This is a genomic window from Pantoea sp. Fr+CA_20, assembly GCF_024520835.1.
In the GTDB taxonomy this organism is placed as follows: Bacteria; Pseudomonadota; Gammaproteobacteria; order Enterobacterales; family Enterobacteriaceae; genus Pantoea; species Pantoea allii.
On the sequence record NZ_JALNPN010000013.1, the window covers coordinates 84,260 to 110,183 of the forward strand.

Below are 25,924 nucleotides of genomic sequence, written 5' to 3' on the forward strand. Positions count from 1 at the left end.
AGCGAAACCCGCCGTGGGGCATCCATGCAGAATAGTCCGACAAAGGACTTATCGGTTAGATTTTACCGTTTTTTTCACGTTCTTCGACTTCGGCGTTCAGCTCTTCCAGCTTTGCCGCCATTAATTCACGACAGTGCGTCGCCAGTTTACGCACTGAAGTGGCCTCAAATTGTTTGACGTCCACCGGCGGCAGCATCTCCACAATCACCAGTCCGTTTTTCAGGCGATTGAGGTTAATTTTGCCGTGAGTATTCGAGACCACAATCGGAATGACCGGCACGCCCGCCGCAACAGCGGCATGAAATGCCCCGGTTTTGAACGGTAATAATCCGCGACCGCGGCTGCGCGTGCCCTCTGGAAACATCCAGAATGAGATGCGCTTTTTATTAAACTGATCCACCAGCTCACCAATCGTACCGTGTGCTTTGGCGCGGTTGTCACGATCGATCAGCAGGTTACCGGCCAGCCAGTAAAGCTGCCCAAAAAAGGGTATCCATAACAGGCTTTTTTTACCCACGGTGACCGTCGTGGGCTGCACAATCTTGGCTGCCGTCACCATATCGTAGTTGTTCTGATGGTTAGCGATGTAAATCGCGTTGCCATAGTTTTCCGCGCCTTCGGGGCGGCGAAGCTCTACTTTAAGGCCAAACAGGGTCGATAATTTGCCAAACAGGTGACCAAAGGTCGCGACGTGGCGCGGGTTACGTGGCGAGAACAGACACCAGATGCACCCGAAAATACTTAACAGGGTTGAATAAATCACGACGATAATAGTACGTAATATCAGTAACATAGCTTCCTCAATATGACACGACTGGCCATCAGCCAGCCGGGTGAATTACGCGTCGCTGTCGGCGCTGTCAGGACGTGCCGGTGCATCCAGTTCGACCCGATCAATTTTTTGCAGGCCACGCGGCAGCAGTGTGCCACGACGGCCGCGATCGGCACGGAACTTCTGCAACTCTTCACTGCGTAACAGCAGCTTGCGTTTGCCAACGTGCAGCGTAATCGCACTGCCCGGTGGCAGTATCATCAGCCAGGCCAGTTTATCGACTCCCGCTGCGGCATCCGCCGACGGAATGGAGATAATCTTGTTGCCTTTGCCCTTCGACATTTGCGGCAGCTCGCCTACCGGGAACATTAACATCCTGCCGGCCTGCGTAATGGCCAGCAACATGTCGTCTTCGTGATGCACGGCCATTGGCGTCATCACGCGCGCATTCTCAGGCAGGGTCAGCAGCGCTTTGCCCGCACGGTTGCGCGAAATCAGATCGTTGAAGGTACAGATAAAACCATATCCGGCATCAGAAGCCATGAGCAAACGCTGCTCTTCTGGCTCCATCAGCACCTGTTCAACGACAGCACCCGGCGGTGGCGTCAGCTTACCGGTTAGCGGCTCGCCCTGACCCCGTGCCGACGGCAGCGAGGTGGGATCGAGCGTATAGCTGCGTCCGGTTGAATCGATAAAGGCGACGGGTTGATTACTCTTACCGCGCGCCGCCGCCAGATAGCTGTCACCGGCTTTGTAGCTCAGCCCTGCCGGATCGATATCATGCCCTTTGGCACTGCGCACCCAGCCCATCTGCGACAGGACAATGGTGACTGGCTCGGAGGGAACCAGCTCGGTTTCGCTGAGTGCTTTGGCTTCTTCGCGCTCACGCAATGGTGAACGGCGATCGTCGCCAAAACTGTTGCTGTCGGCCTGCAGTTCTTTTTTCAGCAGCGTGTTCATTTTGCGTTCGGACGCCAGAATCGACTGCAGCTGATCGCGCTCTTTTTCCAGTTCGCTCTGCTCGCCGCGAATCTTCATCTCTTCCAGCTTCGCTAAATGGCGCAGCTTGAGCTCAAGGATCGCTTCGGCCTGGGTTTCACTGATCTCAAAGCGCGACATCAGTACCGGTTTCGGCTCATCCTCAGTACGGATGATGTGAATCACTTCGTCGATATTGAGGAAGGCCACCAGCAAACCGTCAAGAATATGCAGGCGACGCAGCACGCGATCTAACCGGTAGTTCAGACGGCGACGCACGGTGTCGCGGCGGAACACCAACCATTCCGACAGGATCTCCAGCAGGTTTTTCACCGCCGGACGGTTATCCAGCCCGATCATGTTGAGGTTAATACGGTAGCTTTTTTCCAGGTCAGTGGTGGCGAACAGGTGGTTCATGACCTGATCCAGATCGACGCGATTGGATCGCGGTACGATCACCAGCCGGGTGGGGTTTTCGTGATCGGATTCGTCACGCAGATCCTCTACCATCGGCAGCTTTTTGTTGCGCATCTGGTTGGCGATCTGCTCCAGCACGCGGGCGCCCGACACCTGATGCGGCAGCGCTGTGATCACCACCTCACCCTCTTCTTTCTTCCACACCGCACGCTGGCGAACCGAGCCGCGTCCGTTTTGGTAGATTTTCCGGATCTCTTCACGCGGCGTAATGATCTCGGCTTCGGTCGGGAAATCCGGTCCCTGCACGATCTCCAGCAGCGCATCCAGGCTGGTTTTGGGATCGTCAATCAGGGCAATAGCGGCCTGGGCGACTTCACGCAAATTGTGCGGCGGAATATCGGTTGCCATGCCCACGGCGATGCCGGTGGTGCCGTTCAGCAGAATATTCGGCAGCCGCGCCGGCAGCATCTTCGGCTCCTGCATGGTGCCATCAAAGTTTGGCACCCAGTCGGCCGTGCCCTGACCCAGCTCGCCCAGCAGCACTTCGGCATATTTAGACAGGCGTGATTCGGTGTAACGCATGGCGGCAAAGGATTTGGGATCGTCCGGTGCCCCCCAGTTCCCCTGACCATCGACCAGCGGATAGCGGTAGGAAAACGGCTGCGCCATCAGCACCATGGCTTCATAGCAGGCGCTGTCGCCATGAGGATGGTATTTACCCAGCACGTCACCCACGGTACGGGCGGATTTTTTAAATTTGGCTGTGGCGTTCAGTCCCAGCTCTGACATCGCAAAGACAATGCGGCGCTGCACGGGCTTTAAACCGTCGCCAATGTAAGGCAGCGCGCGGTCCATGATGACGTACATGGAGTAATTTAAGTACGCATTCTCAGTAAACGTATGCAGGGCAAGACGCTCTGCACCATCCTGCGTCAATTCGCTCATTAAGTCCTCATCCTCACATCGTGACCCGCAACGGCGGATCACCCGGCGGTTGTTTGGCGAGGATAGTACCTTATTCGCGGGTGTTAGTCACAGTCCTGACGCAGTCAGCTCAGGGTTTTTTCCCTGTTTATTGCATGCCAAAAACGACGCTCTGGACAAAATGCTCAGCGTCTTATTTCTAATAGTTTGTGACCGCGCTCGCAATTAATTACTGGCGAACGTCGCGCGTATTAATCCTGTCCTGCTTCCGGGACAACATTTAGTATTGTTGATTCGCCTTTCTCGCCCTACATTCCCTTTCATCGACATCAGGTTATTTTATTTTTATGCCAGGTTGGATTAAACGAATTGCCACTTAAGCACCGCTAACGAAATAATAGACAGGTGACTGAATGCAGAATCTGACTTCACGACAACATCGCTTACTGAAATTACTGCTACAGGCCGGCACGCCGCTGGCTTTAACGCAATTAGCCCAGCAGTTGAGCGTGTCGGAAAAAAGTATTTATCGCGATTTACAGCGCCTGGAAATCTGGCTGAGTGACTGGCAGGTGCCGTTGATCAAGCTGCCCGGACGCAGTGTGATGCTGCAAACCGACGACAGAGAGCAACGCCTGCTTTTACAGCAGCACCTTGCCAGTGAAGAAAACTGGTCTGAGGGGCTAAGCAACAATGCACGCCGGGTGAAAATTCTGTCGCAGCTGCTGAGGGATGCCCCGCGAGAAACCTCAATCAGTAAATTATCTGAACGTTATTTCATCAGCCATGCCTCTATCGTCAACGATTTAAAGGTGATTGAAGAGTGGCTGCAGCCGCTGGAACTCCAGGTCGTGCGCAGTCAGAGCGGTACCCATGTGGAAGGCAGCGAACAGGCATTGCGCCAGGCAATGGTATCGCTGATTAACGATGTTATGCAGCATAACGTTGGCAGTAATACGCCGTTGCCGCGGCTGGACCCGGGCAGTTACCAGGCGCTGATTCACTATTTTGGCGAAGAAGATGTGGCCTTTGTGCAGACCTTACTGCAGCACATGGAGCAGCAGCTTGGCTATCCCCTGAGCGATGCCTACTACATCAATCTGTCGACCCACATCCTGATCATGATCCACCGCATGTCGCAGGGTAAAGCCTTATCCCTGCCGCTGGCGCTGAGCGCCCAGGAAATGGACAACCGTATCCTGAAGATTGCCCGGCAAATGGTGGTACAGATTGAACAACGTTTAGGACAGTCAGTTCCGGCTGATGAGATCGGATTTATTTATCAGTACATTATTTCTTCCGGCATTGTTGTTGAGGAACGCGGTAGCGATATGCTGCCGCAATATCAATTTTCGAATAAAGAATCGCGCAATATAACGCTTGAATTAATTCACTGTTTCTCAGATCTCATTCAACAGGATCTCACCACCGATCCTTTATTATTTGAAGGTTTACTTTTTCATATTAAGCCATTACTTAACCGGCTTAAATATCATATTCGTATTCGCAATCCGTTACTGGATGATATTAAAACGGAGCTGAGTGAAATTTTTACGCTGACGCAGCGGGCCATGCAGATTACCGCGACACGTTTTCATTATGCGTCCATCGCTGATGATGAAGTGGGTTATTTGTGTGTTCATTTTCAGGCTGCGCTGGAACGGCAAATCGCCCACAAACGTATTCTGCTGGTGTGTTCCAGCGGCGTGGGCACTTCGCATCTCCTTAAGAGCCGTATTCTGCGCGCGTTCCCGGACTGGATTATTGCGGGCGTCATTTCTGCCAGTAACCTGGGCGATTTTTGCCAGCAAGAGCCGGTGGACCTGGTGATTTCTACCATTCATCTTGATATCGCGACGTTTCCAACCGTGTATGTGACCGCGTTTTTCAATGACGACGACATTCGTCGTGTGACTGACGCCATGATTGGCAGCCAACTGCCGCAGGCCGTTAACAGCGTCCTGGCTGAACATTAACTGAATGAGGTCTGACAGATGGATATTTCTCGCATTCTTACGCCGCGCCGCGTCAATCTCAACCTGCAAGCCAGCAGTAAAGAGGAGGCGATTGTTGAACTGACCGATTTGCTGTTCAGTGACGACGCCATCAGCGATAAAGCGACTTTTATTAAGGACGTCTGGCTACGTGAGGCGGAAGGATCGACAGGGTTTGAAAACCATATTGCCATTCCGCACGGTAAATCGTCAGCCGTTAAACAAACCACATTAGCCATTGGGCGTAGCCAACAGGATATTCCGTGGGAAACGCTGGATGGCAGTAAGGTGCGCTGCATTATCCTGTTTGCCGTGCGTCTTGAAGATCAAAATACTCCCCATATTCGCCTGCTGTCCCAGGTGGCCAGTGCGCTGGCCGATGATGAGGTGATAGCGCAGTTGCTGGTGGAAAATGACCCCAGCGAAATCATTCGGCTGTTCAGTCAGTACGCCGAAACCGACCTCTGTTAATCCTACACGTCCGAGGTAGACCATGAACATCGTCTGTGTTGCCGCCTGTACGGCGGGCATCGCGCATACCTACATTGCGCGCGAAAAACTGATCAAGGGTGCACATGCCCTTGGTCACACCATCCACGTGGAAACGCAGGGCACCATTGGTACCGAAAATGCCCTGGATGCCGACACCATCGCCGCCGCCGATGTGGTCATTCTGGCGGTAGATGTGAAGATCAACGGTGAAGAACGCTTTCGCGGCAAACCGATCGTCAGGGTGAAAACCGAAGTGGTGATCAAGTCGCCGATCAAGTTTCTGGAAAAAGTGGCGGATTCACTGGCGCGCGCCTGAGGAGATCCACAATGAACGATAACAAAAGACAGTATGGGCAGGAGATCAAAGGCCATCTGTTGACCGGGATCTCCTGGATGATCCCGCTGATTGTCGCCGCCGGGATCTGTATCGCCCTGGGCCAGGTGATCGGCGGACCGGACGTTGGCAAACATCCCGGCACGATAGCCTGGATGCTGAACCAGATGGGCGGCTGGGGCATGGGATTGATCGTGCCGTTGATCAGCGCCGCCATCGCCTATTCAATTGCCGACAGGCCTGGCTTTGCACCCGGTTTAATCGTGGGCTTTATCTGCGGTCAGATCGGCACCGGCTTTATCGGCGGCATCCTGGGTGGCTTCCTGGTGGGTTATACGGTGATTCTGCTGCGGCGCACTATCCGGCTGCCACAGTCGATGCAGGGGCTGATGCCCATCATGGTGTTGCCCGTGCTGAGCACCATTATCGCCGGGCTTCTGATGATGACCTTTATCGGCCAGCCCATCGTCTGGCTACAGAAGGCGCTGATTGCGCTGCTGGAATCCATGCAAGGCGGTTCTAAATTCGTCATGGGGGCGATTCTTGGGGCGATGGCGACCTTCGACTTCGGCGGCCCGGTGAATAAAACCATGTCGCTGTTTGCGGATGGCATGCTGGTCGACGGCATTTATGGACCGGAAGCGGTCAAATTTGTCGGCTCGATGATCCCCCCCTTTGGTATCACCCTTTCCTGGTTGTTAACCCGCCATAAGTACACCCGCGCGGAAAAAGAAGCGCTGAAGGCGGCCTTTCCGATGGGGATCTGCATGATCACCGAAGGTGTGATCCCGATAGCTGCCCGCGATCTGTTTCGTGTCGTCGGCAGCTGTGTGGTGGCGTCCGCCGTCGCCGGTGGGCTGATTATGGTCTGGGGCGTCGAAGCGCCTGTGCCTCATGGCGGTATGTTCGTGGTTCCCCTCTTTACCAAACCCTGGCTGTTCTGTCTGGCGCTCGGTATCGGCAGCACGATCTGTGGCGTGATGTTATCGCTGCTGAAAAAGCCGGTCACCGAAGCCGACGAGGAGTTTGACGACGTGGAAGACCACAGCGTTCGCGATGACGACATTAAATTCACACTGGAATAAGGAGTGCGTATGTACGCGGCAATGAATGACCTGATAGCGCAGGCCGCCCGTCATCAATACGCGGTACTGGCCATCAACTGTTTTAACCTGGAAAGCGCCCGTGCGGCCGTGCAGGCGGCGGAGGAGCAACGTGCGCCCCTGATCCTGAATGTTTATCAGGGACACAGTCGTCATTTTCCGCCCGCTGTTGCCGTGCCGCTGGTTCAGGCGCTGGTGGCGGATGCCAGTGTGCCGGTCGCCCTGGCGCTCGACCATGGGACAGACTTTGCGCTGATTGGGCAGGCCTTTCGCGCGGGGTTTACCGGACTGATGATCGATGCCTCTTCGGAGCCATTGGCAGAAAATATTCGCCAGACGGCAAAGGTGGTCGAGATGGCCCACACCGCTGGCGTTTGTGTGGAAGGCGAACTGGGGCATATCGCCGATGCCCCAACTTATGCGCTGGCGGACGCCGCGGTAAAAATGACACAGGTGGCGGATGTGCTGCCCTTTCTGGAACAAACGGGCATCGATCTGTTAGCGGTGTCGGTTGGCACCGCGCACGGGCTCTATCCCGCTGGCGTCAAACCGCAAATCGACTTTCAGCGTCTGGCAGAACTGCATGCCGTCTCGCCGGTCCCCCTTGCACTTCACGGCGGCAGCGGCACACCTGCGGAGGCGATTCGTCGCGTCAGTCAGCACGGCGTCGCCAAGATTAACGTCGGTGCAGCCGTTTTTGATGCCGGCAAGCAGGCGATCCAACAGGCGCTTAAACAGCATCCTTCTGCTGAACTGCCTGACCTGATGGCGCTGATGGCGTCCGCCTGTCGCGCAGTCGTACATGACTATCTGAGCGACTCCGGCTCCGCGAATCAGATCTGATTTTTTTCTGCTGTAACCCGGTGCGCGTCGCTGAACGTCAGCGCAGGGCATCCCTTTGTCGTAAAACAAGCTGAGGAAGATTTAACATGTTGATTTCAATGAAAGAGATGTTAAGCCCCACCCGTCAACACCGCTTTGCTATAGGCGCATTTAACGTGGCTGACAGCTGTTTTATCCGCGCGGTGGTGGAAGAAGCCGAAGCCACCCACACCCCGGCCATTATCTCTATTCATCCCAGCGAACTGGAGTTCGTGACGGATGCGTTTTTTGGCTATGTGCGGGAGCGCACCCTGAAAAGCCGCGTGCCCTTTACCCTGCATCTGGATCATGGCGCTTCGGTTGCCCATGTGTTGCGGGCCATTCAGTGTGGCTTTACATCGGTCATGATTGATGGCTCGCTGCTGCCCTATGAAGAAAACGTGGCGCTGACCAAAGAAGTGGTGAAACTGGCCCATGCGGTGGGCGTTTCCGTGGAAGGCGAACTGGGCACCATTGGCGATACCGGTACGTCGGTAGAAGGTGGCGTCAGTAAGGTGATTTATACCGAGCCGGCGCAGGCGGAAGATTTTGTGCAGCGCACCGGCGTGGATACCTTAGCGGTGGCAATAGGCACGGCGCACGGTATTTATCCCAAAGATATGAAACCGGAACTGCAAATGCACATCCTGCGGGATATCTCGCAACGCGTGTCCATTCCGCTGGTGCTGCACGGCGGTTCGGCAAATCCGGATGCGGAAGTGGCTGAAGCGGTTACGCTGGGCGTGGGTAAAATCAATATCTCCAGCGATATGAAATATGCCTACTTCCAGAAAGTCCGCGAAGTCTTAACCCGTGAAACCTGGTGGGACCCTAACGTTATCTATCCCGAAGCGATTGAAGCCGCTAAAGCGGTGATCCGCTACAAAATGAATTTGTTTGGCGGACTGGGAAAAGCGTCGCTGTATTGAGCCTATTCGTCTCTGATTCAGGCAACAGCGCGCTGGCATATCAAAGCGGTCCGGCAGGGGTGCTGAGCAGGCAATCCACAGCGCTGAACAGAGAGATGAAGCCAGGATTTGCCCGCAGGACGCGGGCAAAAGACGGAGCCGGTACAGGACGTACCGTCTCCGTCGGTCCGTCAGGCTGAAGAGCGGCGTGAAGGTACCGCGTCAGCGGCGCGAGGACGCCAGCGCAGAAACCCTGTCGGACGGCGTTTGCACCCGTCTCCGAAAGAGCCCCGCCTTACTTCATCACACCCATCCACTGCTGGGCGATCTGCGCATATTCCCCGGTCGCGGTGCTCAGATGCAGCCACTGATCGACATACTGCTTCCAGCTCATATCATCACGCGGAATCATATAGGCCTTTTCGCCATACTGGAGCGGTTTATCCGGGTTGAGCGCACATAACGTCGGAAAGCGTTTTTGCTGGTACAGCGCCTCGGAGGCATCGGTGATCATCACATCGGCTTTGTTGTCCACCAGCTGCTGGAAGATGGTCACGTTATCGTGAAACAGCGTTAACGAGGCCTGAGGTAAGTGGCTGTGAACAAACGCCTCGTTCGTGCCCCCTGCTGGCTCAACCAGACGCACGCTGGACTGGTTCATCTGGTCGACCGTCTGGTACTTCGTTTTATCCGCACAACGCACCAGCGGAATTTTACCGTCCACGCCCAACGGCTGCGCAAACCAGGCGGTCTGCTGGCGCTTCAGCGTGACCGATACGCCACCCAGCGCGATATCGCACTGCTTAGCCAGAAAGTCCTGCGTCAGGGTTTTCCAGGTCGTGGGAACCCACTGCACCTTCGCCCCAAGTGATGCCGCCAGCGACTGGGCCATACTGATATCCAGCCCCTCATAGCTGCCATCGGGTTTCAGAAAGCTGTAAGGCTTGTAGTCCCCGGTGGTGCAGACTTTGAGGGTTTTACTGCTGAGGATGGTGTCCAGACGAGACTCGGCCTGAGCGCCGGTCGCCGCCAGCAGTAACGTGATTACGAGTGTTTTTTTCATCATTATATTTTTTTCGAAGATGGGTTTGCGCCGTTATGGTGACATAACCCCGCTGGTTATTGCGCTATTCGCAAAAGTGTTGTGATCATTCTCGCATTTTTCTCCGGCACGTCTCCCCCTAAGCTATCCCCATTGACGTATAGGGGAGAGAAGCTGAATGAGTAAAATTTTAATTATCGATGGCGGTAAAACCTTCGCCCATTCTAAAGGCGAGCTGAATCATACACTGACCGATGTGGCCGCCAGCCAACTGCGTGATCTGGGCCATGAAGTGACGATTACCGTTGCCGACAGCGATTATGTCGTGGCCGAAGAAGTGCAAAAATATGTCGACAGTGACGTGGTCATTTACCAAATGCCGGGCTGGTGGATGGGCGAGCCCTGGACCGTGAAACGTTATATTGATGAGGTTTTCACCGAAGGCCACGGTAAGCTTTACGCCAGCGATGGACGCACACGTGCTGACGACGCCAAAAAATACGGTTCAGGCGGACTGATTCAGGGCAAAAAATATATGCTGTCCCTCACCTGGAACGCGCCCCTCGAGGCTTTTACCGACCCCGAGCAGTTCTTTGAAGGCGTTGGTGTAGACGGACTCTATCTGCATTTCCACAAGGCGAATCAGTTCCTGGGTATGGAAGCATTGCCGACCTTTATCTGTAACGACGTGATGAAACAGCCTGATGTCCCACGCGATATTGCACGTTATCGCACGCACCTCAGCGAGATTTTTGCTTAAATAGCGTTTCATCCAGAAAGAGGAAAAGTGAATGTTAACCGTCGTTGCTGAAATTTGTGTAAAACCAGGCTGTCGTCAGAAAGTGCTGGATGCGTTTCACCAGGTGATTCCTACCGTGCTGGAAGAAGAAGGCTGTCACCAGTACAGCCCTCTGGTCGATCATCAGGCGCAGGTGCCGTGGAAGCACAATTCACCCGATTCGGTTTTTATGCTGGAGCAGTGGGAAACGCTACGCCATCTTGATCAACATCAGCAGATGCCGCATATGGAAGCCCATCGTACTGCGATTAAAGACTATGTGACGGACGTGAAAATTCTGGTGCTTGAGCCGGGTAAATAGTTTTTTGCGGCGCTTACATGAAAAAGCCCCGGCGATGGCCGGGGCTTTTTGCATCTGGCGGCGAACTACACTTCAATGTCCGCTTTATCGCCTTTTTCCTGTAACCAGTTGCGGCGGTCTTCGGAACGCTTTTTCGCCAGCAGCATATCCATGACCCGCAAGGTCTGGTCAATATCATCGTCACTGATGGTGAGCTGTACCAGACGTCGCGTATTGGGATCGAGCGTGGTTTCGCGCAGCTGCAGCGGGTTCATTTCGCCCAGCCCTTTAAAACGCTGCACGTTTGGCTTGCCCTTCTTGCGCTTCAGTTGCTCCAGCACGCCCTCTTTCTCGTCTTCATCCAGCGCGTAATACACTTCTTTGCCCAGATCGATACGATAAAGTGGCGGCATCGCCACATAGACGTGGCCATTTTTTACCAGCGTGCGGAAGTGCTTCACAAACAGAGCGCAGAGCAATGTGGCAATGTGCAGTCCATCCGAGTCGGCATCCGCAAGAATACAGACTTTACCGTAGCGCAGCTGAGACAGGTCTTCACTGTCGGGATCGATACCGATCGCCACCGAAATATCATGCACCTCCTGCGAGGCCAGCACTTCATCAGATGAGACTTCCCAGGTATTCAGGATCTTACCTTTAAGTGGCATGATCGCCTGATATTCACGATCGCGCGCCTGCTTCGCCGATCCGCCCGCCGAATCCCCTTCCACCAGGAACAGCTCGGTTTTATTCAGATCCTGCGCGGTACAGTCCGCCAGTTTTCCTGGCAGGGCCGGGCCGCTGGTCAGTTTTTTACGCACCACTTTCTTGGCCGCACGCATACGGCGCTGGGCGCTGGAAATCGCCAGCTCCGCCAGCTGTTCCGCTGCCTGCACGTTCTGGTTCAGCCACAGGCTGAAAGCATCTTTTACTACGGCAGACACAAAGGCGGCGCACTGGCGCGAGGACAAACGCTCTTTTGTCTGTCCTGCAAACTGCGGGTCCTGCATTTTCACTGACAGCACATAGGCGCAGCGATCCCAAATATCTTCCGCAGACAGCTTAACGCCGCGCGGCAGAATATTGCGGTACTCGCAAAATTCACGCATGGCATCCAGCAAGCCCTGACGCAGCCCATTCACATGGGTGCCGCCCTGCATGGTGGGAATCAGGTTTACATAGCTTTCCGTCAGCAGCTCACCGCCTTCCGGCAGCCACAGTAACGCCCAGTCAACCGCTTCAATATCACCGGCAAAGGTGCCGACAAAGGGTTTTTCCGGCAACGTCGGCAGGCCATTAACGGCTTCACACAGGTAATCGGTCAGGCCATCGTCATAGCACCAGCGCTGTTCGGTATTGTTTAGTTTGTCTTTAAAGACAATTTCCACGCCCGGACACAGCACGGCTTTGGCTTTAAGCAGATGGGATAAGCGGGACACCGAGAAACGCGGGCTGTCAAAGAAGTGCTCATCCGGCCAGAAATGGACGCTGGTGCCGGTGTTACGCTTGGCAACGGTGCCGGTTACGGTAAGATCCTGCACTTTGTCGCCATTTTCGAAGGCGATAAAGTAGATCTCGCCATTACGGCGCACGTTGACTTCAACACGTTTGGACAGGGCGTTAACCACCGAAATGCCGACGCCATGCAGGCCACCGGAAAACTGGTAGTTTTTATTCGAGAATTTGCCGCCCGCATGCAGCCGGCACAGAATAAGCTCCACGGCCGGGACGCCTTCTTCCGGGTGGATATCCACCGGCATGCCACGGCCATCGTCGATGACTTCCAGCGACTGATCGGCATGTAAAATCACTTCTACGCGCCTGGCATGGCCCGCCAGTGCCTCATCGACACTGTTATCAATCACTTCCTGACCTAAGTGGTTAGGCCGCGTCGTATCGGTATACATTCCCGGGCGACGGCGAACCGGCTCAAGGCCAGTCAGGACCTCAATGTCACCCGCATTATAGCTTGATTGACTCATGGTAACTGTCTGATTAGAAGAAGAAAATGGTTGCGATTTCCGCGTTACTCAAGAGTGATTCAGGCCCAGAAAGTCCAGAATTTGCGGGAAATGGCGCTCGAATCCAGTGAATGCATGATTTCCGCCCTCTTCCACCGTATGACGGCACGCGCTGTAGTAGTCGAGCGCCTGGCGGTAATCGAGCACTTCATCGCCGGTTTGTTGCAGCAACCACAATAAATCAGGTGCTTCCAGCGGTTCAATCTGCATCACTTTCAGATCGTAAATGTGGCGAGACTCTAACACATATTGCTGGCCGGTGTAGGGATTCTGATTTTCCCCTAAAAAATCCACCAGCAACTCAAATGGCCGCACGGCGGGATTGACGACCACCGCAGGCAACATAAAGCACTGTGACAGCCAGGTCGCGTAATAACCGCCCAGGGAGGAGCCTACCAGCCCCATATCGCGCCCGCTGTTGCTCAGCACAATATCTTCCAGCATCGCGGCGGCATCGGCCGGAAACGTGGGAAGCTGCGGCACAATCATCTCAATATCAGGATGATTGTGGCTCAGCCACTGTTTAAACAACGTGGCTTTTGCTGAAAGCGGTGAACTGTTAAAGCCGTGCAGGTAAAGCAGTGCCTTCATCCGTCAATATCCTTCAGCGTCAAGATCGGGACAAAACGCCTGAGTGGTGAGCCGGTTAACTTCCGTCTCTAGCTGACCGTCATCGTGCAGCGTAAACCAGCGCCAGCCCGGCGCAACGGTATCAATAGTGAAGCTGGTGCAGTGCGGTTTGAACTGCACGCAGGTGGAAGGCGTTGCCAGAACGCGTCGGCCGTGCCAGTCCACATCCATTTCCTGATGGATATGGCCGCATACCAACGTCTTTGCCAGCGGATAGTGCTGTAGCACGGCATCAAGCTGATGCGGATTGCGTAGGCTGTGCTGATCAAGCCAGGTACAGCCTGAAGCGAGAGGATGATGGTGCAGCAGCACCAGCGTATGACGTAGGGGAAAGCGCGCGAGCGCGTTATGGAGCCAGTCAAGTTGATAGTCACTTAACATGCCATGCGGCACGCCGAAGACCTGGCTGTCCAGCAGCACCACCTGCCAGTGTTCCCCCATCAGTACATGTTTATGGGTGTTAATCCCGGCCTTGGCCAGCGTATCTACCATCGCGGGCTGAAAATCATGATTACCCGGCAGCCAGACGCAGGGTTTAGGCAAGCGCGAAATGCCCTCAACAAAATGCTGATAGGCTTCGACCGAGTGATCCTGAGAGAGATCGCCGGTGGCTACAATGAGATCATAATCGCACTGCTGCGCGATGATCGCATCCAGCACCGCGTCATAACTCGACCAGGTATTCACTCCCAGCAGCGATTCATGTTTTCCTGCGAACAAGTGTGTGTCCGTCACTTGCAGAATCCGAAACTCGGACCCCGTTGTCGCAGGAAGAGTTAGCAGGCTATCCAAAGCGTTTCCTTCGTCTCTACGCCATTCAATGCATTATACGTATCAGCAAACCGGTACTGCCATCGCGCCATGCGTCAGACAGTAGCGTAACCAGTCAGCGAGGAACTGATTGATTTGATGTTTTTCATCACGCTGATTCATCTTTTTATTCGGGTAATCATAACGCGCTTTAAACCGATAGATCTGCTGTGTTGAACACACTTCAGCGACCATGGCGTCATGATACAGCCTGACAGACATCGACGGCAGGCTCCAGTAACTCACCGCCGGGACCGTCTGACGAATTTCGACCAGCGTGGTGTAACGGGTGGATTCTTCAATCGTTAACTGATAGCGGGCGCCACTTACCTGATAGATCACCGATGCGCCTGCCTCGTCATCGCGTGGTAGCAGACGGCGTAACTGGGCGAAATTGGTCTCGCACAGCCGCATCATCTCGGGGAAATCAGGGGTATAGCGCTGTTTCATTTTTGCGTCCACTCTTCTCGAAGTTCTTTATGGTGCAGTGCCAGCCATTGCAAGGCGATGACAGATGCCGCGTTATCAATAATCCCCTGTTCCACCCAGTGGTAGGCCTGTTCACGGCTGACCACATGCACGAGAATATCCTCATTCTCTTCCTCCAGACCATGGCATCCTGTTGCCAGACTGGCATCCACTTCACCGACCATCACCGATAAACGTTCGCTGGTGCCGCCGGGGCTGGCAAGATAGTTCAACACGGGCTTCACCCGGCCAACGTCCAGACCGGCTTCTTCTAAGGCTTCACGGCGTCCTACCTGTTCCGGGGTTTCACCTTGCTCAATAATGCCCGCAATCATTTCCAGTAGCCACGGCGTTGGGCTGCAGTCAAAGGCCGGGATGCGGATCTGTTCAATCAGCACCACTTCATCACGGATGGGATCATAAGGTAGCAGTACGGCAGCATGACCGCGCTCAAAAACTTCACGGGTCACTTCCCCGCTCATCCCGCCCTTAAACAGACGGTGACGAAAGCGGTAGCGAACGATGGAAAAAAAACCGTCGTAGGCTGTTTCTCGTGCAATAATTTCTACATCATTTTTTGTGAAAGTCACAGGTGATGTTTTATTGTCCTTCATCATTGGGTTCCTTTTGCAGATTGGGATGACACAGATAAAACACAAGCCCAGGCACCATTCAAACAGTCATTACTGAGTTATTTACCTGAAACACACAAATATGGCACGTTCAGCCACCTTATCTCACAGTTGCCCTCTGCTAGAATCTGCGATAATTTTTGGCTTACCGGCGGCACTATCATTGCGATTTGCTGCAACAAAAGGAATGCAAATGAAAAAACTGCTCCCATTATTTATTGGGCTGAGCCTGGGCGGTTTCAGCGTCGCCAGCCAGGCGGAAAACCTGCTTCAGGTTTACCAACAAGCGCGTTTAAGCAACCCGGATCTGCGGAGTTCCGCTGCCACTCGCGATGCTGCGTTTGAGAAAATCAACGAAGCGCGCAGCCCTTTATTACCACAGCTGGGTTTGGGTGCAGACTATAGCTATGCAAATGGCTATCGTGATAGTAGCGGTATTCATTCCAACACGACCAGTGGCACACTGCAATTGACGCAAACCATTTTTGACATGTCAAAATGGCGCGCGCTGACTCTGCAGGAAAAAACCGCCGGTATTCAGGACGTCACGTATCAGGTTGCTCAGCAGGATTTGATTCTGAATACCGCCACGGCCTATTTCAACGTGTTGAAAGCTATTGATACGCTTTCTTACGTCGAAGCGCAGAAGATGTCCATCTACCGCGAACTGGATCAAACCACTCAGCGCTTCAACGTGGGCCTGGTTGCGATTACCGACGTGCAGAACGCCCGCGCTCAGTATGACAGCGTGCTGGCGAATGAAGTGACAGCGCGGAATAACCTGGATAACTCGGTGGAGTCCCTGCGTCAGATCACCGGCATGGACTACCTGGCGCTGGCCTCGCTGAATATCGATCGCTTTAAAACCACCAAACCTGATGACGTTAACTCGCTGCTCAAGCAGGCAGAAAGCCGTAACCTTAATCTGCTTTCTGCTCGCCTGAATCAGGATTTAGCCCGTGAGCAGATTCGTTCTGCAGAGTCAGGCCACCTGCCAACGCTCGATCTGACTGCCTCAACCGGCCTGTCTAACAGCAAGTACGGCGGAAGCCGCGCTGAACAGAGTGCAAACTCAACCGACTCGATTACCGGAAACAGTAAAGTCGGCCTGAGCTTTACGCTTCCGCTATACAGCGGCGGCAGCGTGACCTCGCAGGTGAAACAGGCGCAATACAGCTTTGTCAGCGCCAGCGAGCAGTTGGAAGCGGCGCACCGTTCCGCTGTCCAGACGGTGCGGTCTTCTTACAACAACGTAAATGCGTCAGCGAGCAGCATTGCGGCCTATAAACAAGCCGTGGTTTCTGCGCAAAGCTCATTAGACGCAATGGAAGCCGGTTATCAGGTCGGTACGCGTACCATCGTTGATGTGCTGAACGCCACCTCAACCCTGTATAACGCGAAACAGCAGTTGTCAGATGCCCGTTACAGCTATCTGATTAATCAGCTGAACATCAGCTATGCGCTGGGTACGCTGAACGAGCAGAGTCTGGGTATTCTCAACAGCCAGTTAGGCAAAGAGATCTCCACGTCACCTGAAACCGTTCAGCCGCAAAACGTTCAGCAGGTGTTGGGTGAAGATCATATCGCGTCCTCTTCAGAAACCGCGACGGCGCCAGTGCGCCCTGCGGCCCATAAGAGCAACCGTAATCCATTCGGTCACTAATCAGGTTGCGGGCTGCTTTGCGGCCCGCTTCTCTTAAAAACGTATAACTAAGTAAAGATCCCCGTCCTGCCTGGCCGTTAGCTTCATTTCTCGCCACTCATCCCCTATTCTATGCGCTACCTTTGGGCACAGGATATTTATAATGAAACGGACTAAAACGATCCGCTATGCCGCCTTTCGTAAGAGCTGGCAAGCAAGACACTTAACGCCTGTTGCTATCGCTGTATCAGCGGTATTTATGCTGGCAGGTTGTGAACAAAACGACGAAACCGTCTCGCTTTATCAGAACGCTGATGATTGCGCAAAAGCCAACCCTGGCCAGAATGCGCAATGCACCACCGCGTTTAACAATGCGAAAAAAGAAGCTGAACGCACCGCACCGAAATACGCAACGCGTGAAGACTGTGTGGCGGAATTTGGTGAAAACCAGTGTCAGCAGGCACCTGCTCAGGCGGGCGTGGGCAGCACTAACGCCGAGTCGCAGCAAAGCGGCAGCTTCTGGATGCCATTGATGGCGGGCTATATGATGGGCCGCATGATGGGCGGCGGAGCAGGTTTTGCGCAGCAGCCGCTGTTCTCACCTAAAACGCCAAACAGCCCGGCTAACGGTCAGTTTGTCGATGCTTCCGGTCGTAACTACGGTAACGCCACTTCCGGTAAAACCATGACGGTTCCTAAAACCGCCATGGCGCCTAAGCCGACCACGACCTCAACCATCACGCGCGGTGGCTTTGGTGAAACGGTCGCGAAGCAAAACAGTATGCAGCGTAGCAGTGCCACCGGCACCTCTAATCGTTCGCTGGGAGGCTAACCCCGTTTATGCAACGCATCGCGATTTCAGAGCGCCCGGGCTGGCGGGAAAAAGCCACGGAGTTTGGTTTTCGTTTTCACACCATGCACGGTGAGCCTTACTGGTGTGAAGATGCTTACTATCAGTTCACGCTGGCGCAGATTGATTATCTTGAGGACGTCACCGCCGAGCTTCATCAGATGTGCCTGCAGGTGGTGGAAAAAGTGGTGAACAGCGAAACGCTGCTCACCAAATTCCGCATCCCTAAGCACACCTGGGACTTCGTGCGCGACTCATGGCAACAACGTCAGCCTTCGCTTTACTCGCGCCTTGACCTTGCCTGGGACGGCAAAAGCGATGCCAAACTGCTGGAAAACAATGCCGACACGCCCACGTCGCTGTATGAAGCGGCGTTTTTTCAGTGGCTGTGGCTGGAAGATCAGCTCAACGCTGGACAGCTGCCGCAAGGCAGCGATCAGTTCAACAGCCTGCAAGAGAAACTCATCGACCGCTTTACGGTGCTTCATCAGCAACAGGGGTTTAACTGGCTGCATTTCGCCTGCTGCCGTGATACCGATGAAGATCGCGGTACAGTGCAATACTTACAGGACTGTGCCACGGAAGCCGGACTACCGAGCGAGTTTCTCTACATCGATGAGATAGGGCTGGGGGAGAAAGGCCAGTTTACGGATGCCCAGGATCAGGTCATCAGCAATCTGTTCAAGCTTTATCCGTGGGAATTTATGCTGCGCGAGATGTTTTCTACCAAACTGGCCGATGCGGGCGTACGCTGGCTGGAACCTGCCTGGAAAAGCATCCTGTCAAACAAAGCGTTGCTGCCTCTGCTGTGGGAGATGTTCCCGAATCACCCCAACCTGTTGCCCGCCTGGTTTGCCGAAGACGATGTGCCACCGATGGACAAGTACGTCGTCAAACCGCTGTTCTCGCGCGAAGGTGCCAATATTCGTATTGTGGAAAACGGCAAAGAGATCGCCCGTGTGGACGGTCCTTACGGCGAAGAAGGCATGATCGTCCAGCAGTTTCACCCTCTGCCAAAATTTGGTGACAGCTACACCCTGATTGGCAGCTGGTTGATAGACGATCAGCCTGCAGGCATTGGCCTGCGTGAAGATCGCGACCTGATCACCCAGGATCTTTCGCGTTTTTATCCGCACGCGTTCATCGACTGACTGTTCTTATCCAGGCCAGCACGCTGGCCTGTTTTCATACTAGCCGACCTGCACCGACAACATACTGATAGCGCCCATTTCCATACCTTCGACAGGGACGGTGACGGCCTCGTCTGCATGGCGAGATCCCAGCACATACAGCAGCGGCAGGAAGTGTTCCGGCGTCGGATTGGATAACGCCGCATCCGGATGCTGCATAAAATTCACCAGCGGATGTGCATCTGCCTCGGCCTGAACCGCCAGATTATCGCGCACATAGTCGTTGAATCCGGTCGCCCAGTCATAAGCGTTTCCGCCGCCCCACAGAACCTTACGCAGGTTGTGCACGACATTGCCGCTGGCAACGATCATGACACCGCGATCGCGCAGTTCAGACAGCTTTTTGCCCATCTCAAAATGCCAGGCCGCAGGCTTGCCGCTGTCGATACTAAGCTGGACTACCGGAATATCCGCCTCAGGATACATTTTAATGAGTACGCCCCACGAGCCGTGATCGAATCCCCATGCATGGTCCTGATAAACCGGCACAGGCGATAAAATCTCAGCGATTTCGTTTGCCAGTTCAGGCGAACCCGGCGCGGGATAGCGGGTATCAAACAGCGCCTGCGGAAAACCGCCAAAATCATGGATGGTGCGCGGCTTCTCCATCGCGGTGACCGCCGTTCCCTGGGTGTACCAGTGAGCCGAAATGGCCAGGATCGCCCGTGGTCGTGGCAGCGTGGCACCGGCTTGACGCCAGGCTTCGGTGTAGCGGTTTTCTTCTAGCGCGTTCATCGGGCTGCCGTGTCCCAAAAACAGTGCCGGCATACGTACCTGGTTCATAGCGATCCTTAATATGTTCACTCAATAAACACTACGATACGCTGTTTGCAGACGTTATCACGCGGATAAGCATGATGTTGTCTTTCAGGAAATTTGAATAATATGGAGGGGTAAAACAGAGGGAAAAACGGGCGGTGCCAGGTGAAACAATCAGGCCAGAATATCTGGCCTGATGAGAAAACGCTTAGCTGGCCTGACGCGTTTCATGCTCGCGACGATAGGCGACCAGGTCTTCGATGGTAACCACCGGCATAGCATGTTGTTTCGCGAAGACGATGACTTCAGGCGCATGGGCCATCGAGCCGTCGTCATTCGTCAGTTCACACAACACGCCTGCAGGTTTAAAGCCCGCCAGCGTAACGAGATCAATGGTCGCTTCCGTATGACCGCCACGGGCCAGAACGCCGCCATCGTGTGCACGGAGCGGGAAAACGTGGCCAGGACGGTTTAAGTCTTCTGGCTTAGCGTTATCGGCAATCGCGGTGCGAATAGTAGTGAGACGATCCTGGGCGGAAACACCTGTGGTAACGCCTTTCGCCGCTTCGATGGTGACGGTAAAACCCGTGCCGTAGGCGCTGGTATTGTTTTCCACCATCATCGGCAACGCCAGCTGCTGGCGGCGTTCTTCGGTCAGGCAAAGACAAACGATGCCGCTACCGTGGCGAATGGTGAGCGCCATCTGCTCGACGGTCATGGTTTCAGCGGCGAAAATCATATCGCCTTCGTTTTCACGATCTTCATCGTCGAGCACCATCACACCGCGACCTTCGCGTAGCGCTGCGATAGCACGTTCTACACGCTGTTTCGGCGTGCCAAATTCAGAAAGTAGAGTCTGATTCATGGTAATAAAACCTTATAAATGTATTGGGTTACCAGAATCAGGGCAAGCTTAGGAGTGACGCCTTAAAGACGTAGCAATGACGCAAAACAGACATAATGCCTGACAAATGTCGTTACCCTCTCCCATCCGGACTTTAACCGTCGGCCCCGGAATTTCACCGGATCTGCTGACCTTCACCATGAGAGTGAAGCGCTCGCGGGCTGTCAGCCTGGGCTGATTTACCGCCGGTGGGGAATTTCGCCCCGCCCTGAGAATAAGCGTTTTAACTATAACGCTTCCCATTCGGGGCGGCAATGCAGAAAGCCATTATTGCTTTAGCATTTTTTGCGCTAAGGATTTCAGGTTTAACCTTTTCAATTCAGGCATTACACTTAAGTCACCATAGCGTTGGTAAAATGCTGCCATAGCAACCCGTAATCAGGAAACCATCATGATCGACACGAAAAAAATTGAACAAATGGCCCGTCAGGTTCATGACGCGCTGCCGAAGGGAGTTCGTGAATTTGGCGATGATGTCGAGAAGAAAATCCGGCAGACGCTGCAGGCACAAATGACCCGCATGGATCTGGTCAACCGTGAAGAGTTTGATGTACAGACTCAGGTGTTACTGCGTACGCGGGAAAAACTGGCGGCGCTGGAGCAACGTCTGGCTCAGCTGGAAAGCAAGAGTTCGGCTTCTGCCGCGCCCACTGCCACCAGCACACCCGGCCCGGCACCGGCAATCGTTCCGGCAGCAAACCCTGCTGACAAGACCGCTAAATAAAGGGATGGCGGGCGCGCAGGCTCCCGCCATCATCATTCAGTCGCCGCGAATGGTTTTGATGATGTTGGTGGTCGAGATACCATCTTCAAAATTGAGCACGCGTACGTCACCGCCATTTGCCCAGACTTCTTTACTGCCCGCGATATCTTCAGGTTTGTAATCTCCGCCCTTCACTAACAGATCGGGCAGCACGCTGGCGATCAGACGCTGAGGCGTGTCTTCTTCAAACAGCACCACCCAATCCACCGCTTCCAGCGCACCCAGCACAATCATGCGGTTTTCCTGCGGGTTCACCGGACGACTGTCGCCTTTCAGGCGCTTAGTGGACGCATCGCTGTTTACCGCGACAATCAGGCGATCGCCCAGCTTGCGCGCGTTGGCAAGGTACGAAACATGCCCGGCGTGCAGGATGTCGAAGACACCGTTGGTCATTACCACTTTTTCGCCGCGCTGACGTGCCATCGCAACGGCGTCTTTGAGTTCAGCTTCGGTCATAATGCCAAAGCCGCGTTCAGGACGCGCGCGAATCGCGTTTTCCAGTTCGACGATACTGACGGTCGAGGTGCCGAGCTTGCCCACTACCACGCCTGCGGCAGCGTTAGCCAGGAAACAGGCTTCTTCCAGCGAGTCACCCGCGGCTAATACTGCGGCCAGCACGCCAATCACGGTATCCCCGGCGCCGGTAACGTCAAAGACTTCCTGCGCCAGCGTAGGCAGGTGCAGCGGAGCCTTGCCGGGCTGGAGCAGCGTCATACCGTTCTCAGAACGGGTGACCAGCAGGGCGGAAAGGTCGCAGTCGGCGATGAGCTGCATACCACGTTCAACAATCTCGTTTTCTGTTTTGCACTTGCCGACCACGGCTTCGAACTCAGACAGGTTGGGCGTCAGCAGCGTCGCACCGCGGTAGCGCGCAAAATCCGTGCCTTTTGGATCGATCAGTACGGGCACATTCGCTTCGCGTGCCAGCGTGATCATTTGCTGAACGCTGTCCAGCGCGCCTTTGCCGTAATCCGACAGCACCACCGCACCGCTGCGGGACAGCGACTGACGCATTTTTTCGTGCATCGGGGCGGCATCAACCTGCTCAAACCCTTCTTCAAAGTCCAGGCGGATAAGCTGCTGATTGCGCGAAAGCACACGCAGTTTGGTAATAGTGGGATGGCTTTTTAACGTGACAAAATCGCAGTCAACACGAACATCTTTCAGCGTTTTACTCAGTACCTGAGCCGCATCGTCTTCACCGGTGAGTCCGATCAGACGGGAACCGGCACCCAGCGCAGCAATGTTCATTGCCACGTTAGCGGCGCCGCCTGGGCGTTCTTCAACGGTTTCTACTTTCACCACCGGAACCGGGGCTTCAGGAGAAATACGGCTGGTGGGGCCGTACCAGTAACGATCCAACATGACATCGCCGACGACCAGCACCGAGGCCTGGCCGAACGCGGGCAGAGTAACTTTCATTCCAGACACTCCAGACTGCATTCAAAATAGTGCGCGGATGATAACACAGTTGCGACAGGTGCTATCAGCCTCACGCCGTGAGAGATTGTGGTGACTGTAGCCAGCGCTGCCAGCTGCCGTTCACCGCCTGTTTTTCCTGCGCGAATGCGTCGGGTTCAACGTGCCCCGGCTGCTCCTGAAGCGCCAGATGGTGCAGCGCATCGCGCAGCGTGACATAAGCATGGGTAAGCGCAGCCGCTTCCTCATCTGACATTTTCTGATGGGTGGCCATCAGTTCAAAAATCCGCACATTGTCCGACCAGCGCGTTAAGGCGGGCTGCGTGGCCGCGTAACGCAGCACCAGATACTGCGCGATAAACTCAATATCCGTAATGCCGCCTTCGTCGGTTTTGATTTCCCAGCGGCCTTTATGCTTATTACTCAGATGCGCGCGCATTTTGTCACGCATCTCTCTGACGTCGGTTTGCAACGCCGTTGCGTCGCGAGGCAGGCAGAGAATGGCACGGCGAATGGCGCTAAAGCGCTCGCTCAAGGCGGGTTCACCGAACACCACGCGGGCCCGAACCAGCGCCTGATGCTCCCATGTCCAGGCTTCATTGCGCTGGTAGTCGTCGAAGGCTTCAAAGGTGCTGACCAACATGCCAGCCGCCCCCGACGGACGCAGTCGCGCATCTACTTCGTACAAAATACCGGACGAGGTGCGGGTACTGAACAGATGCATGATGCGCTGCGCCAGCCGCAGATAAAACTGACGGCCGTCGATGCTGCGTTCTCCCTGCGTGACCGCTTCCAGCGGGCAGTCATGCAGGAAAACCAGATCGAGATCCGAGCTGTAGCCCAGTTCCCATCCACCCAGCTTGCCGTAGCCCAATACCGTGAAGCCCCGTTCGTGCTCATGCACAAGGTGTGACGGTCGGCCATAGCGCTGTACCATCATATTCCATGCCTGTTGCACCACCGATTCAATGATGGCTTCGGCCAGCCAGGTTAAGTGATCGCTCACTTTCATCACCGGCATCGTGCCTGCAATGTCAGCCGCCGCGATGCGTAACAGCTGTGCCTGTTTAAACTGGCGCAATGCTTCAAGCTGCTGTTCTTCATCATCAGCGGGAATGCGCATCAGATACTGACGTAGCTCATCACGATAGGCATCGGTGGCGGTGGGTTGATACAGCGTGGCGGGATCAAGAAGCTCATCCAGTAGCAGGGGATAACGTGCCAGCTGGCTTGCCACCATCGGCGAGGCCGCACAGAGGCGAATCAGGTGACGTAACGCACCGGGGTACTCGGTCAGCAGTTCAAGATAGGTGCTGCGGGTCAGAACGCTCAGCAGCAACGGTGCCAGTCGGCTGAAGGTCACTGCGGCATCGTTGCGCAAACACACTTCACTCAGCAGCCGTGGCATGAGCTGATCCAGCGCCTGGCGACCACGCGGGCCGATGGTACGGCGGCTGATATCCTGGCGAAACGCCTCCAGCGCCTGATTGAGTGCCTGGCACTGCGCGGTATCCAGTTGCGGCACCAGCGGCGCCAGCTCACTGTCCTCCAGGCTGTCCTGCCAGAGCATATTGAAATCGGCCAGTTCGGGCCGATCGCCAACATCCGGTGTATCTTCCCCGATCAGCTCATCGAAAATGGCCCGCACGGCGGCCATGTGCGTGTCCAGCTGTGCGCTCAGCATGGACCAGTCATCACACTGCATCGCCCACGCCAGACGGGCGCGCGGTAATGCCTCTTCCGGCAGCGTTTGCGTTTGCTCGTCTGTCAGGCTTTGCAGCAGGTTTTCCAGCCTGCGCAGAAACAGGTAGGCAGCGCGCAGTGCAGCAACCTGTTCAGGTGGCAGCAATGCCAGGGATTCAATAGCCGACAGCGTGGGTAACAAGGCTCTGAGCTGAAGCGAGCGCTCACGTCCACCGCGAATCAGCTGAAACACCTGCACGATAAATTCCGTTTCACGTATCCCACCGGCACCCAGCTTGATATTGTTTTTCAGCCCACGGCGGCGCACTTCGCGCGAGATCATCGCTTTCATATTACGCAACGACTGGATCACGCTGAAATCGATGTAACGGCGATAAACAAAGGGCCGCAGCATCTGTTGCAGCTCCTGGCTCCAGCGATCCTGCTCATCGCCCATCAGCCGGGCTTTCACCATCGCGTACCGCTCCCAGTCGCGGCCCTGCTCCTGGTAATAATCTTCCAGAGCGGCAAAGCTCATGACCAGCGGCCCGCTGTCGCCAAACGGACGCAGGCGCATATCCACCCGGTAAACAAAACCGTCCGCCGTGGGCTGGTCGAGCACCTTAATCAGGCGCTGGCCCATACGGGTAAAAAACTGCGCATTGTCGAGTTCACGGCGACCGCCGCGCGTCGTGCCATTTTCCGGCCAGGCAAAAATCAGGTCGATATCCGACGAGAAATTCAGCTCGCCGCCGCCCAGCTTACCCATACCGAGGATCAGCAGCGGCTGTGGCTCACCTGCGGCATTGCAGGGCGTGCCAAACTCGCGGCAGCAGTCCTGATAAACCCAGGCGCGCGCGGCGTCGATCAGCACCTCGGCTAACACGCTTAACTGCTGCAGCGTCTGCTCTGTCGTGGCGTGATGTAAGCACTGCATCCAGGCAATGCGAACCAGCATGCGACGACGAAACAGGCGCAGCACGCGCATCAGGCTGGCTTCACTGTCTACCGCTGCCATGTCACTGTCCAACCACTGCGTATACTGCTGCCACTCGTCGGCCTGAGGCGACTGCGCGGCGATGGCTTGCCACCAGTCCGGATTCTGCTGCAGGTTATCCAGCACAAAGTCGCTGAACGCCAGACCGGCAAGCTGTGCCTCACTCAGGGCGGAATCCGCAAGACCGAGCTGTTCGACGGCCTGCGCGGCCTGCGTGCGCAATAGGTTGGGTAAGGATGGCAACATGTTCTC

General features: G+C 55.0%; 24 protein-coding genes and 1 riboswitch. Of the genes, 12 read left to right on the forward strand and 12 right to left on the reverse strand.

Annotated elements, in window-relative coordinates; all coding sequences use genetic code 11:
• Nucleotides 1-55: 55 nt before the first annotated feature.
• Entirely contained in the window at nt 56-793 is a 738-nt protein-coding gene (locus tag NR177_RS15740) for a 1-acylglycerol-3-phosphate O-acyltransferase (RefSeq protein WP_063880949.1), read from the reverse strand.
• Between the two features lie 45 nt (nt 794-838).
• Nucleotides 839-3,112, reverse strand: coding sequence for a DNA topoisomerase IV subunit A (gene parC, locus NR177_RS15745; RefSeq protein WP_063880950.1), 2,274 nt, complete (start codon nt 3,110-3,112; stop codon nt 839-841).
• A 392-nt stretch (nt 3,113-3,504) separates the two neighbouring features.
• Here parC and NR177_RS15750 point away from each other — a divergent pair, with 392 nt between their 5' ends.
• The 6 genes from NR177_RS15750 (at nt 3,505) to NR177_RS15775 (ending at nt 8,804) form a co-directional block, all read left to right on the forward strand.
• The gene (locus tag NR177_RS15750; RefSeq protein ID WP_145394976.1) at nt 3,505-5,067 is read left to right on the forward strand and encodes a transcription antiterminator; all 1,563 of its coding nucleotides are present in this window, start codon (nt 3,505-3,507) and stop codon (nt 5,065-5,067) included.
• An 18-nt stretch (nt 5,068-5,085) separates the two neighbouring features.
• A complete protein-coding gene (locus NR177_RS15755; RefSeq protein ID WP_063880952.1) occupies nt 5,086-5,556 on the forward strand; it encodes a PTS sugar transporter subunit IIA in 471 nt (156 codons plus the stop codon).
• Nucleotides 5,557-5,578: 22 nt separating this feature from the next.
• Nucleotides 5,579-5,893: a PTS fructose transporter subunit IIB gene (locus NR177_RS15760; protein WP_096011875.1), complete on the forward strand. Its 315-nt coding sequence runs from the start codon at nt 5,579-5,581 to the stop codon at nt 5,891-5,893.
• Nucleotides 5,894-5,904: 11 nt separating this feature from the next.
• Nucleotides 5,905-6,996, forward strand: a complete 1,092-nt coding sequence (locus tag NR177_RS15765) for a PTS fructose transporter subunit IIC (protein WP_063880954.1) — start codon at nt 5,905-5,907, stop codon at nt 6,994-6,996.
• A gap of 9 nt (nt 6,997-7,005) precedes the next feature.
• On the forward strand, nt 7,006-7,857 hold the full coding sequence (locus NR177_RS15770; RefSeq protein WP_256853216.1) for a class II fructose-bisphosphate aldolase: 852 nt from the start codon (nt 7,006-7,008) through the stop codon (nt 7,855-7,857).
• Between the two features lie 86 nt (nt 7,858-7,943).
• Entirely contained in the window at nt 7,944-8,804 is an 861-nt protein-coding gene (locus tag NR177_RS15775) for a ketose-bisphosphate aldolase (protein ID WP_218995717.1), read from the forward strand.
• A 274-nt stretch (nt 8,805-9,078) separates the two neighbouring features.
• On the opposite strand, the gene NR177_RS15780 is transcribed toward NR177_RS15775, so the two are convergent.
• A complete protein-coding gene (locus tag NR177_RS15780) occupies nt 9,079-9,849 on the reverse strand; it encodes a transporter substrate-binding domain-containing protein (protein ID WP_371873598.1) in 771 nt (256 codons plus the stop codon).
• Nucleotides 9,850-10,003: 154 nt separating this feature from the next.
• On the opposite strand from NR177_RS15780, the gene NR177_RS15785 reads away from it, so the two are divergent.
• The gene (locus tag NR177_RS15785) at nt 10,004-10,585 is read left to right on the forward strand and encodes an NAD(P)H-dependent oxidoreductase (protein WP_063880957.1); all 582 of its coding nucleotides are present in this window, start codon (nt 10,004-10,006) and stop codon (nt 10,583-10,585) included.
• Between the two features lie 31 nt (nt 10,586-10,616).
• Complete coding sequence (locus tag NR177_RS15790; RefSeq protein WP_063880958.1) at nt 10,617-10,925, forward strand: putative quinol monooxygenase; 309 nt, start codon at nt 10,617-10,619, stop codon at nt 10,923-10,925.
• Between the two features lie 65 nt (nt 10,926-10,990).
• Here the strand turns inward: NR177_RS15790 and parE are convergent, their stop codons facing one another.
• From parE to nudF, 5 genes are read right to left on the reverse strand one after another with little or no spacing between them, the layout of a single operon-like run.
• Nucleotides 10,991-12,886 carry a DNA topoisomerase IV subunit B gene (gene parE, locus NR177_RS15795; protein ID WP_063880959.1) on the reverse strand — a complete coding sequence of 632 codons (1,896 nt, stop codon included), beginning with the start codon at nt 12,884-12,886 and terminating at the stop codon, nt 10,991-10,993.
• Nucleotides 12,887-12,934: 48 nt separating this feature from the next.
• Nucleotides 12,935-13,516 carry an esterase YqiA gene (gene yqiA / locus NR177_RS15800; protein ID WP_063880960.1) on the reverse strand — a complete coding sequence of 194 codons (582 nt, stop codon included), beginning with the start codon at nt 13,514-13,516 and terminating at the stop codon, nt 12,935-12,937.
• A 3-nt stretch (nt 13,517-13,519) separates the two neighbouring features.
• Nucleotides 13,520-14,347, reverse strand: coding sequence for a 3',5'-cyclic-AMP phosphodiesterase (gene cpdA, locus NR177_RS15805; protein WP_063880961.1), 828 nt, complete (start codon nt 14,345-14,347; stop codon nt 13,520-13,522).
• Nucleotides 14,348-14,389: 42 nt separating this feature from the next.
• A complete protein-coding gene (locus NR177_RS15810; RefSeq protein ID WP_063880962.1) occupies nt 14,390-14,815 on the reverse strand; it encodes a DUF1249 family protein in 426 nt (141 codons plus the stop codon).
• On the reverse strand, nt 14,812-15,447 hold the full coding sequence (gene nudF, locus NR177_RS15815; protein WP_096011877.1) for an ADP-ribose diphosphatase: 636 nt from the start codon (nt 15,445-15,447) through the stop codon (nt 14,812-14,814). Before nudF ends, NR177_RS15810 begins: the two co-directional genes overlap by 4 nt.
• A gap of 211 nt (nt 15,448-15,658) precedes the next feature.
• Between nudF and tolC the strand changes: the two genes are divergently transcribed.
• From tolC to NR177_RS15830, 3 genes are all read left to right on the forward strand, one after another.
• Nucleotides 15,659-17,128: an outer membrane channel protein TolC gene (gene tolC / locus NR177_RS15820; protein WP_256853217.1), complete on the forward strand. Its 1,470-nt coding sequence runs from the start codon at nt 15,659-15,661 to the stop codon at nt 17,126-17,128.
• 142 nt (nt 17,129-17,270) lie between these two features.
• Nucleotides 17,271-17,939 (forward strand): DUF1190 family protein, encoded by a 669-nt coding sequence (locus tag NR177_RS15825; protein WP_063880965.1) that lies wholly within the window; start codon nt 17,271-17,273, stop codon nt 17,937-17,939.
• An 8-nt stretch (nt 17,940-17,947) separates the two neighbouring features.
• Nucleotides 17,948-19,108: a glutathionylspermidine synthase family protein gene (locus tag NR177_RS15830; protein ID WP_256853218.1), complete on the forward strand. Its 1,161-nt coding sequence runs from the start codon at nt 17,948-17,950 to the stop codon at nt 19,106-19,108.
• A 39-nt stretch (nt 19,109-19,147) separates the two neighbouring features.
• Here the strand turns inward: NR177_RS15830 and ygiD are convergent, their stop codons facing one another.
• Together ygiD and ribB are read right to left on the reverse strand one after the other, a co-directional pair.
• A complete protein-coding gene (ygiD, locus tag NR177_RS15835) occupies nt 19,148-19,930 on the reverse strand; it encodes a 4,5-DOPA dioxygenase extradiol (protein WP_145394970.1) in 783 nt (260 codons plus the stop codon).
• Nucleotides 19,931-20,114: 184 nt separating this feature from the next.
• Nucleotides 20,115-20,771, reverse strand: coding sequence for a 3,4-dihydroxy-2-butanone-4-phosphate synthase (ribB, locus tag NR177_RS15840; RefSeq protein ID WP_063880967.1), 657 nt, complete (start codon nt 20,769-20,771; stop codon nt 20,115-20,117).
• Between the two features lie 110 nt (nt 20,772-20,881).
• A riboswitch (FMN riboswitch) is annotated at nt 20,882-21,030 on the reverse strand.
• A 171-nt stretch (nt 21,031-21,201) separates the two neighbouring features.
• On the opposite strand from ribB, the gene NR177_RS15845 reads away from it, so the two are divergent.
• Complete coding sequence (locus NR177_RS15845; protein WP_063880968.1) at nt 21,202-21,534, forward strand: accessory factor UbiK family protein; 333 nt, start codon at nt 21,202-21,204, stop codon at nt 21,532-21,534.
• A gap of 36 nt (nt 21,535-21,570) precedes the next feature.
• Here NR177_RS15845 and hldE read toward each other — a convergent pair whose 3' ends face one another.
• Nucleotides 21,571-22,995 carry a bifunctional D-glycero-beta-D-manno-heptose-7-phosphate kinase/D-glycero-beta-D-manno-heptose 1-phosphate adenylyltransferase HldE gene (gene hldE, locus NR177_RS15850; protein WP_109716902.1) on the reverse strand — a complete coding sequence of 475 codons (1,425 nt, stop codon included), beginning with the start codon at nt 22,993-22,995 and terminating at the stop codon, nt 21,571-21,573.
• Nucleotides 22,996-23,065: 70 nt separating this feature from the next.
• Nucleotides 23,066-25,918, reverse strand: a complete 2,853-nt coding sequence (gene glnE, locus NR177_RS15855; protein WP_256853230.1) for a bifunctional [glutamate--ammonia ligase]-adenylyl-L-tyrosine phosphorylase/[glutamate--ammonia-ligase] adenylyltransferase — start codon at nt 25,916-25,918, stop codon at nt 23,066-23,068.
• Nucleotides 25,919-25,924 lie beyond the last annotated feature (6 nt).

Coding starts and splice junctions, on each gene's coding strand:
- NR177_RS15760 (WP_096011875.1), top strand. CDS start 5,579: ATGAACATCGTCTGTGTTGCCGCCTGTACGGCGGGCATCGCGCATACC.
- NR177_RS15775 (WP_218995717.1), top strand. CDS start 7,944: ATGTTGATTTCAATGAAAGAGATGTTAAGCCCCACCCGTCAACACCGC.
- NR177_RS15755 (WP_063880952.1), top strand. CDS start 5,086: ATGGATATTTCTCGCATTCTTACGCCGCGCCGCGTCAATCTCAACCTG.
- parC (WP_063880950.1), bottom strand. CDS start 3,112: ATGAGCGAATTGACGCAGGATGGTGCAGAGCGTCTTGCCCTGCATACG.
- NR177_RS15790 (WP_063880958.1), top strand. CDS start 10,617: ATGTTAACCGTCGTTGCTGAAATTTGTGTAAAACCAGGCTGTCGTCAG.
- NR177_RS15785 (WP_063880957.1), top strand. CDS start 10,004: ATGAGTAAAATTTTAATTATCGATGGCGGTAAAACCTTCGCCCATTCT.
- tolC (WP_256853217.1), top strand. CDS start 15,659: ATGAAAAAACTGCTCCCATTATTTATTGGGCTGAGCCTGGGCGGTTTC.
- parE (WP_063880959.1), bottom strand. CDS start 12,886: ATGAGTCAATCAAGCTATAATGCGGGTGACATTGAGGTCCTGACTGGC.
- ygiD (WP_145394970.1), bottom strand. CDS start 19,930: ATGAACCAGGTACGTATGCCGGCACTGTTTTTGGGACACGGCAGCCCG.
- NR177_RS15770 (WP_256853216.1), top strand. CDS start 7,006: ATGTACGCGGCAATGAATGACCTGATAGCGCAGGCCGCCCGTCATCAA.
- yqiA (WP_063880960.1), bottom strand. CDS start 13,516: ATGAAGGCACTGCTTTACCTGCACGGCTTTAACAGTTCACCGCTTTCA.
- ribB (WP_063880967.1), bottom strand. CDS start 20,771: ATGAATCAGACTCTACTTTCTGAATTTGGCACGCCGAAACAGCGTGTA.
- NR177_RS15780 (WP_371873598.1), bottom strand. CDS start 9,849: ATGATGAAAAAAACACTCGTAATCACGTTACTGCTGGCGGCGACCGGC.
- hldE (WP_109716902.1), bottom strand. CDS start 22,995: ATGAAAGTTACTCTGCCCGCGTTCGGCCAGGCCTCGGTGCTGGTCGTC.
- NR177_RS15825 (WP_063880965.1), top strand. CDS start 17,271: ATGAAACGGACTAAAACGATCCGCTATGCCGCCTTTCGTAAGAGCTGG.
- nudF (WP_096011877.1), bottom strand. CDS start 15,447: ATGAAGGACAATAAAACATCACCTGTGACTTTCACAAAAAATGATGTA.
- glnE (WP_256853230.1), bottom strand. CDS start 25,918: ATGTTGCCATCCTTACCCAACCTATTGCGCACGCAGGCCGCGCAGGCC.
- NR177_RS15830 (WP_256853218.1), top strand. CDS start 17,948: ATGCAACGCATCGCGATTTCAGAGCGCCCGGGCTGGCGGGAAAAAGCC.
- NR177_RS15765 (WP_063880954.1), top strand. CDS start 5,905: ATGAACGATAACAAAAGACAGTATGGGCAGGAGATCAAAGGCCATCTG.
- NR177_RS15810 (WP_063880962.1), bottom strand. CDS start 14,815: ATGAAACAGCGCTATACCCCTGATTTCCCCGAGATGATGCGGCTGTGC.
- NR177_RS15750 (WP_145394976.1), top strand. CDS start 3,505: ATGCAGAATCTGACTTCACGACAACATCGCTTACTGAAATTACTGCTA.
- NR177_RS15845 (WP_063880968.1), top strand. CDS start 21,202: ATGATCGACACGAAAAAAATTGAACAAATGGCCCGTCAGGTTCATGAC.
- NR177_RS15740 (WP_063880949.1), bottom strand. CDS start 793: ATGTTACTGATATTACGTACTATTATCGTCGTGATTTATTCAACCCTG.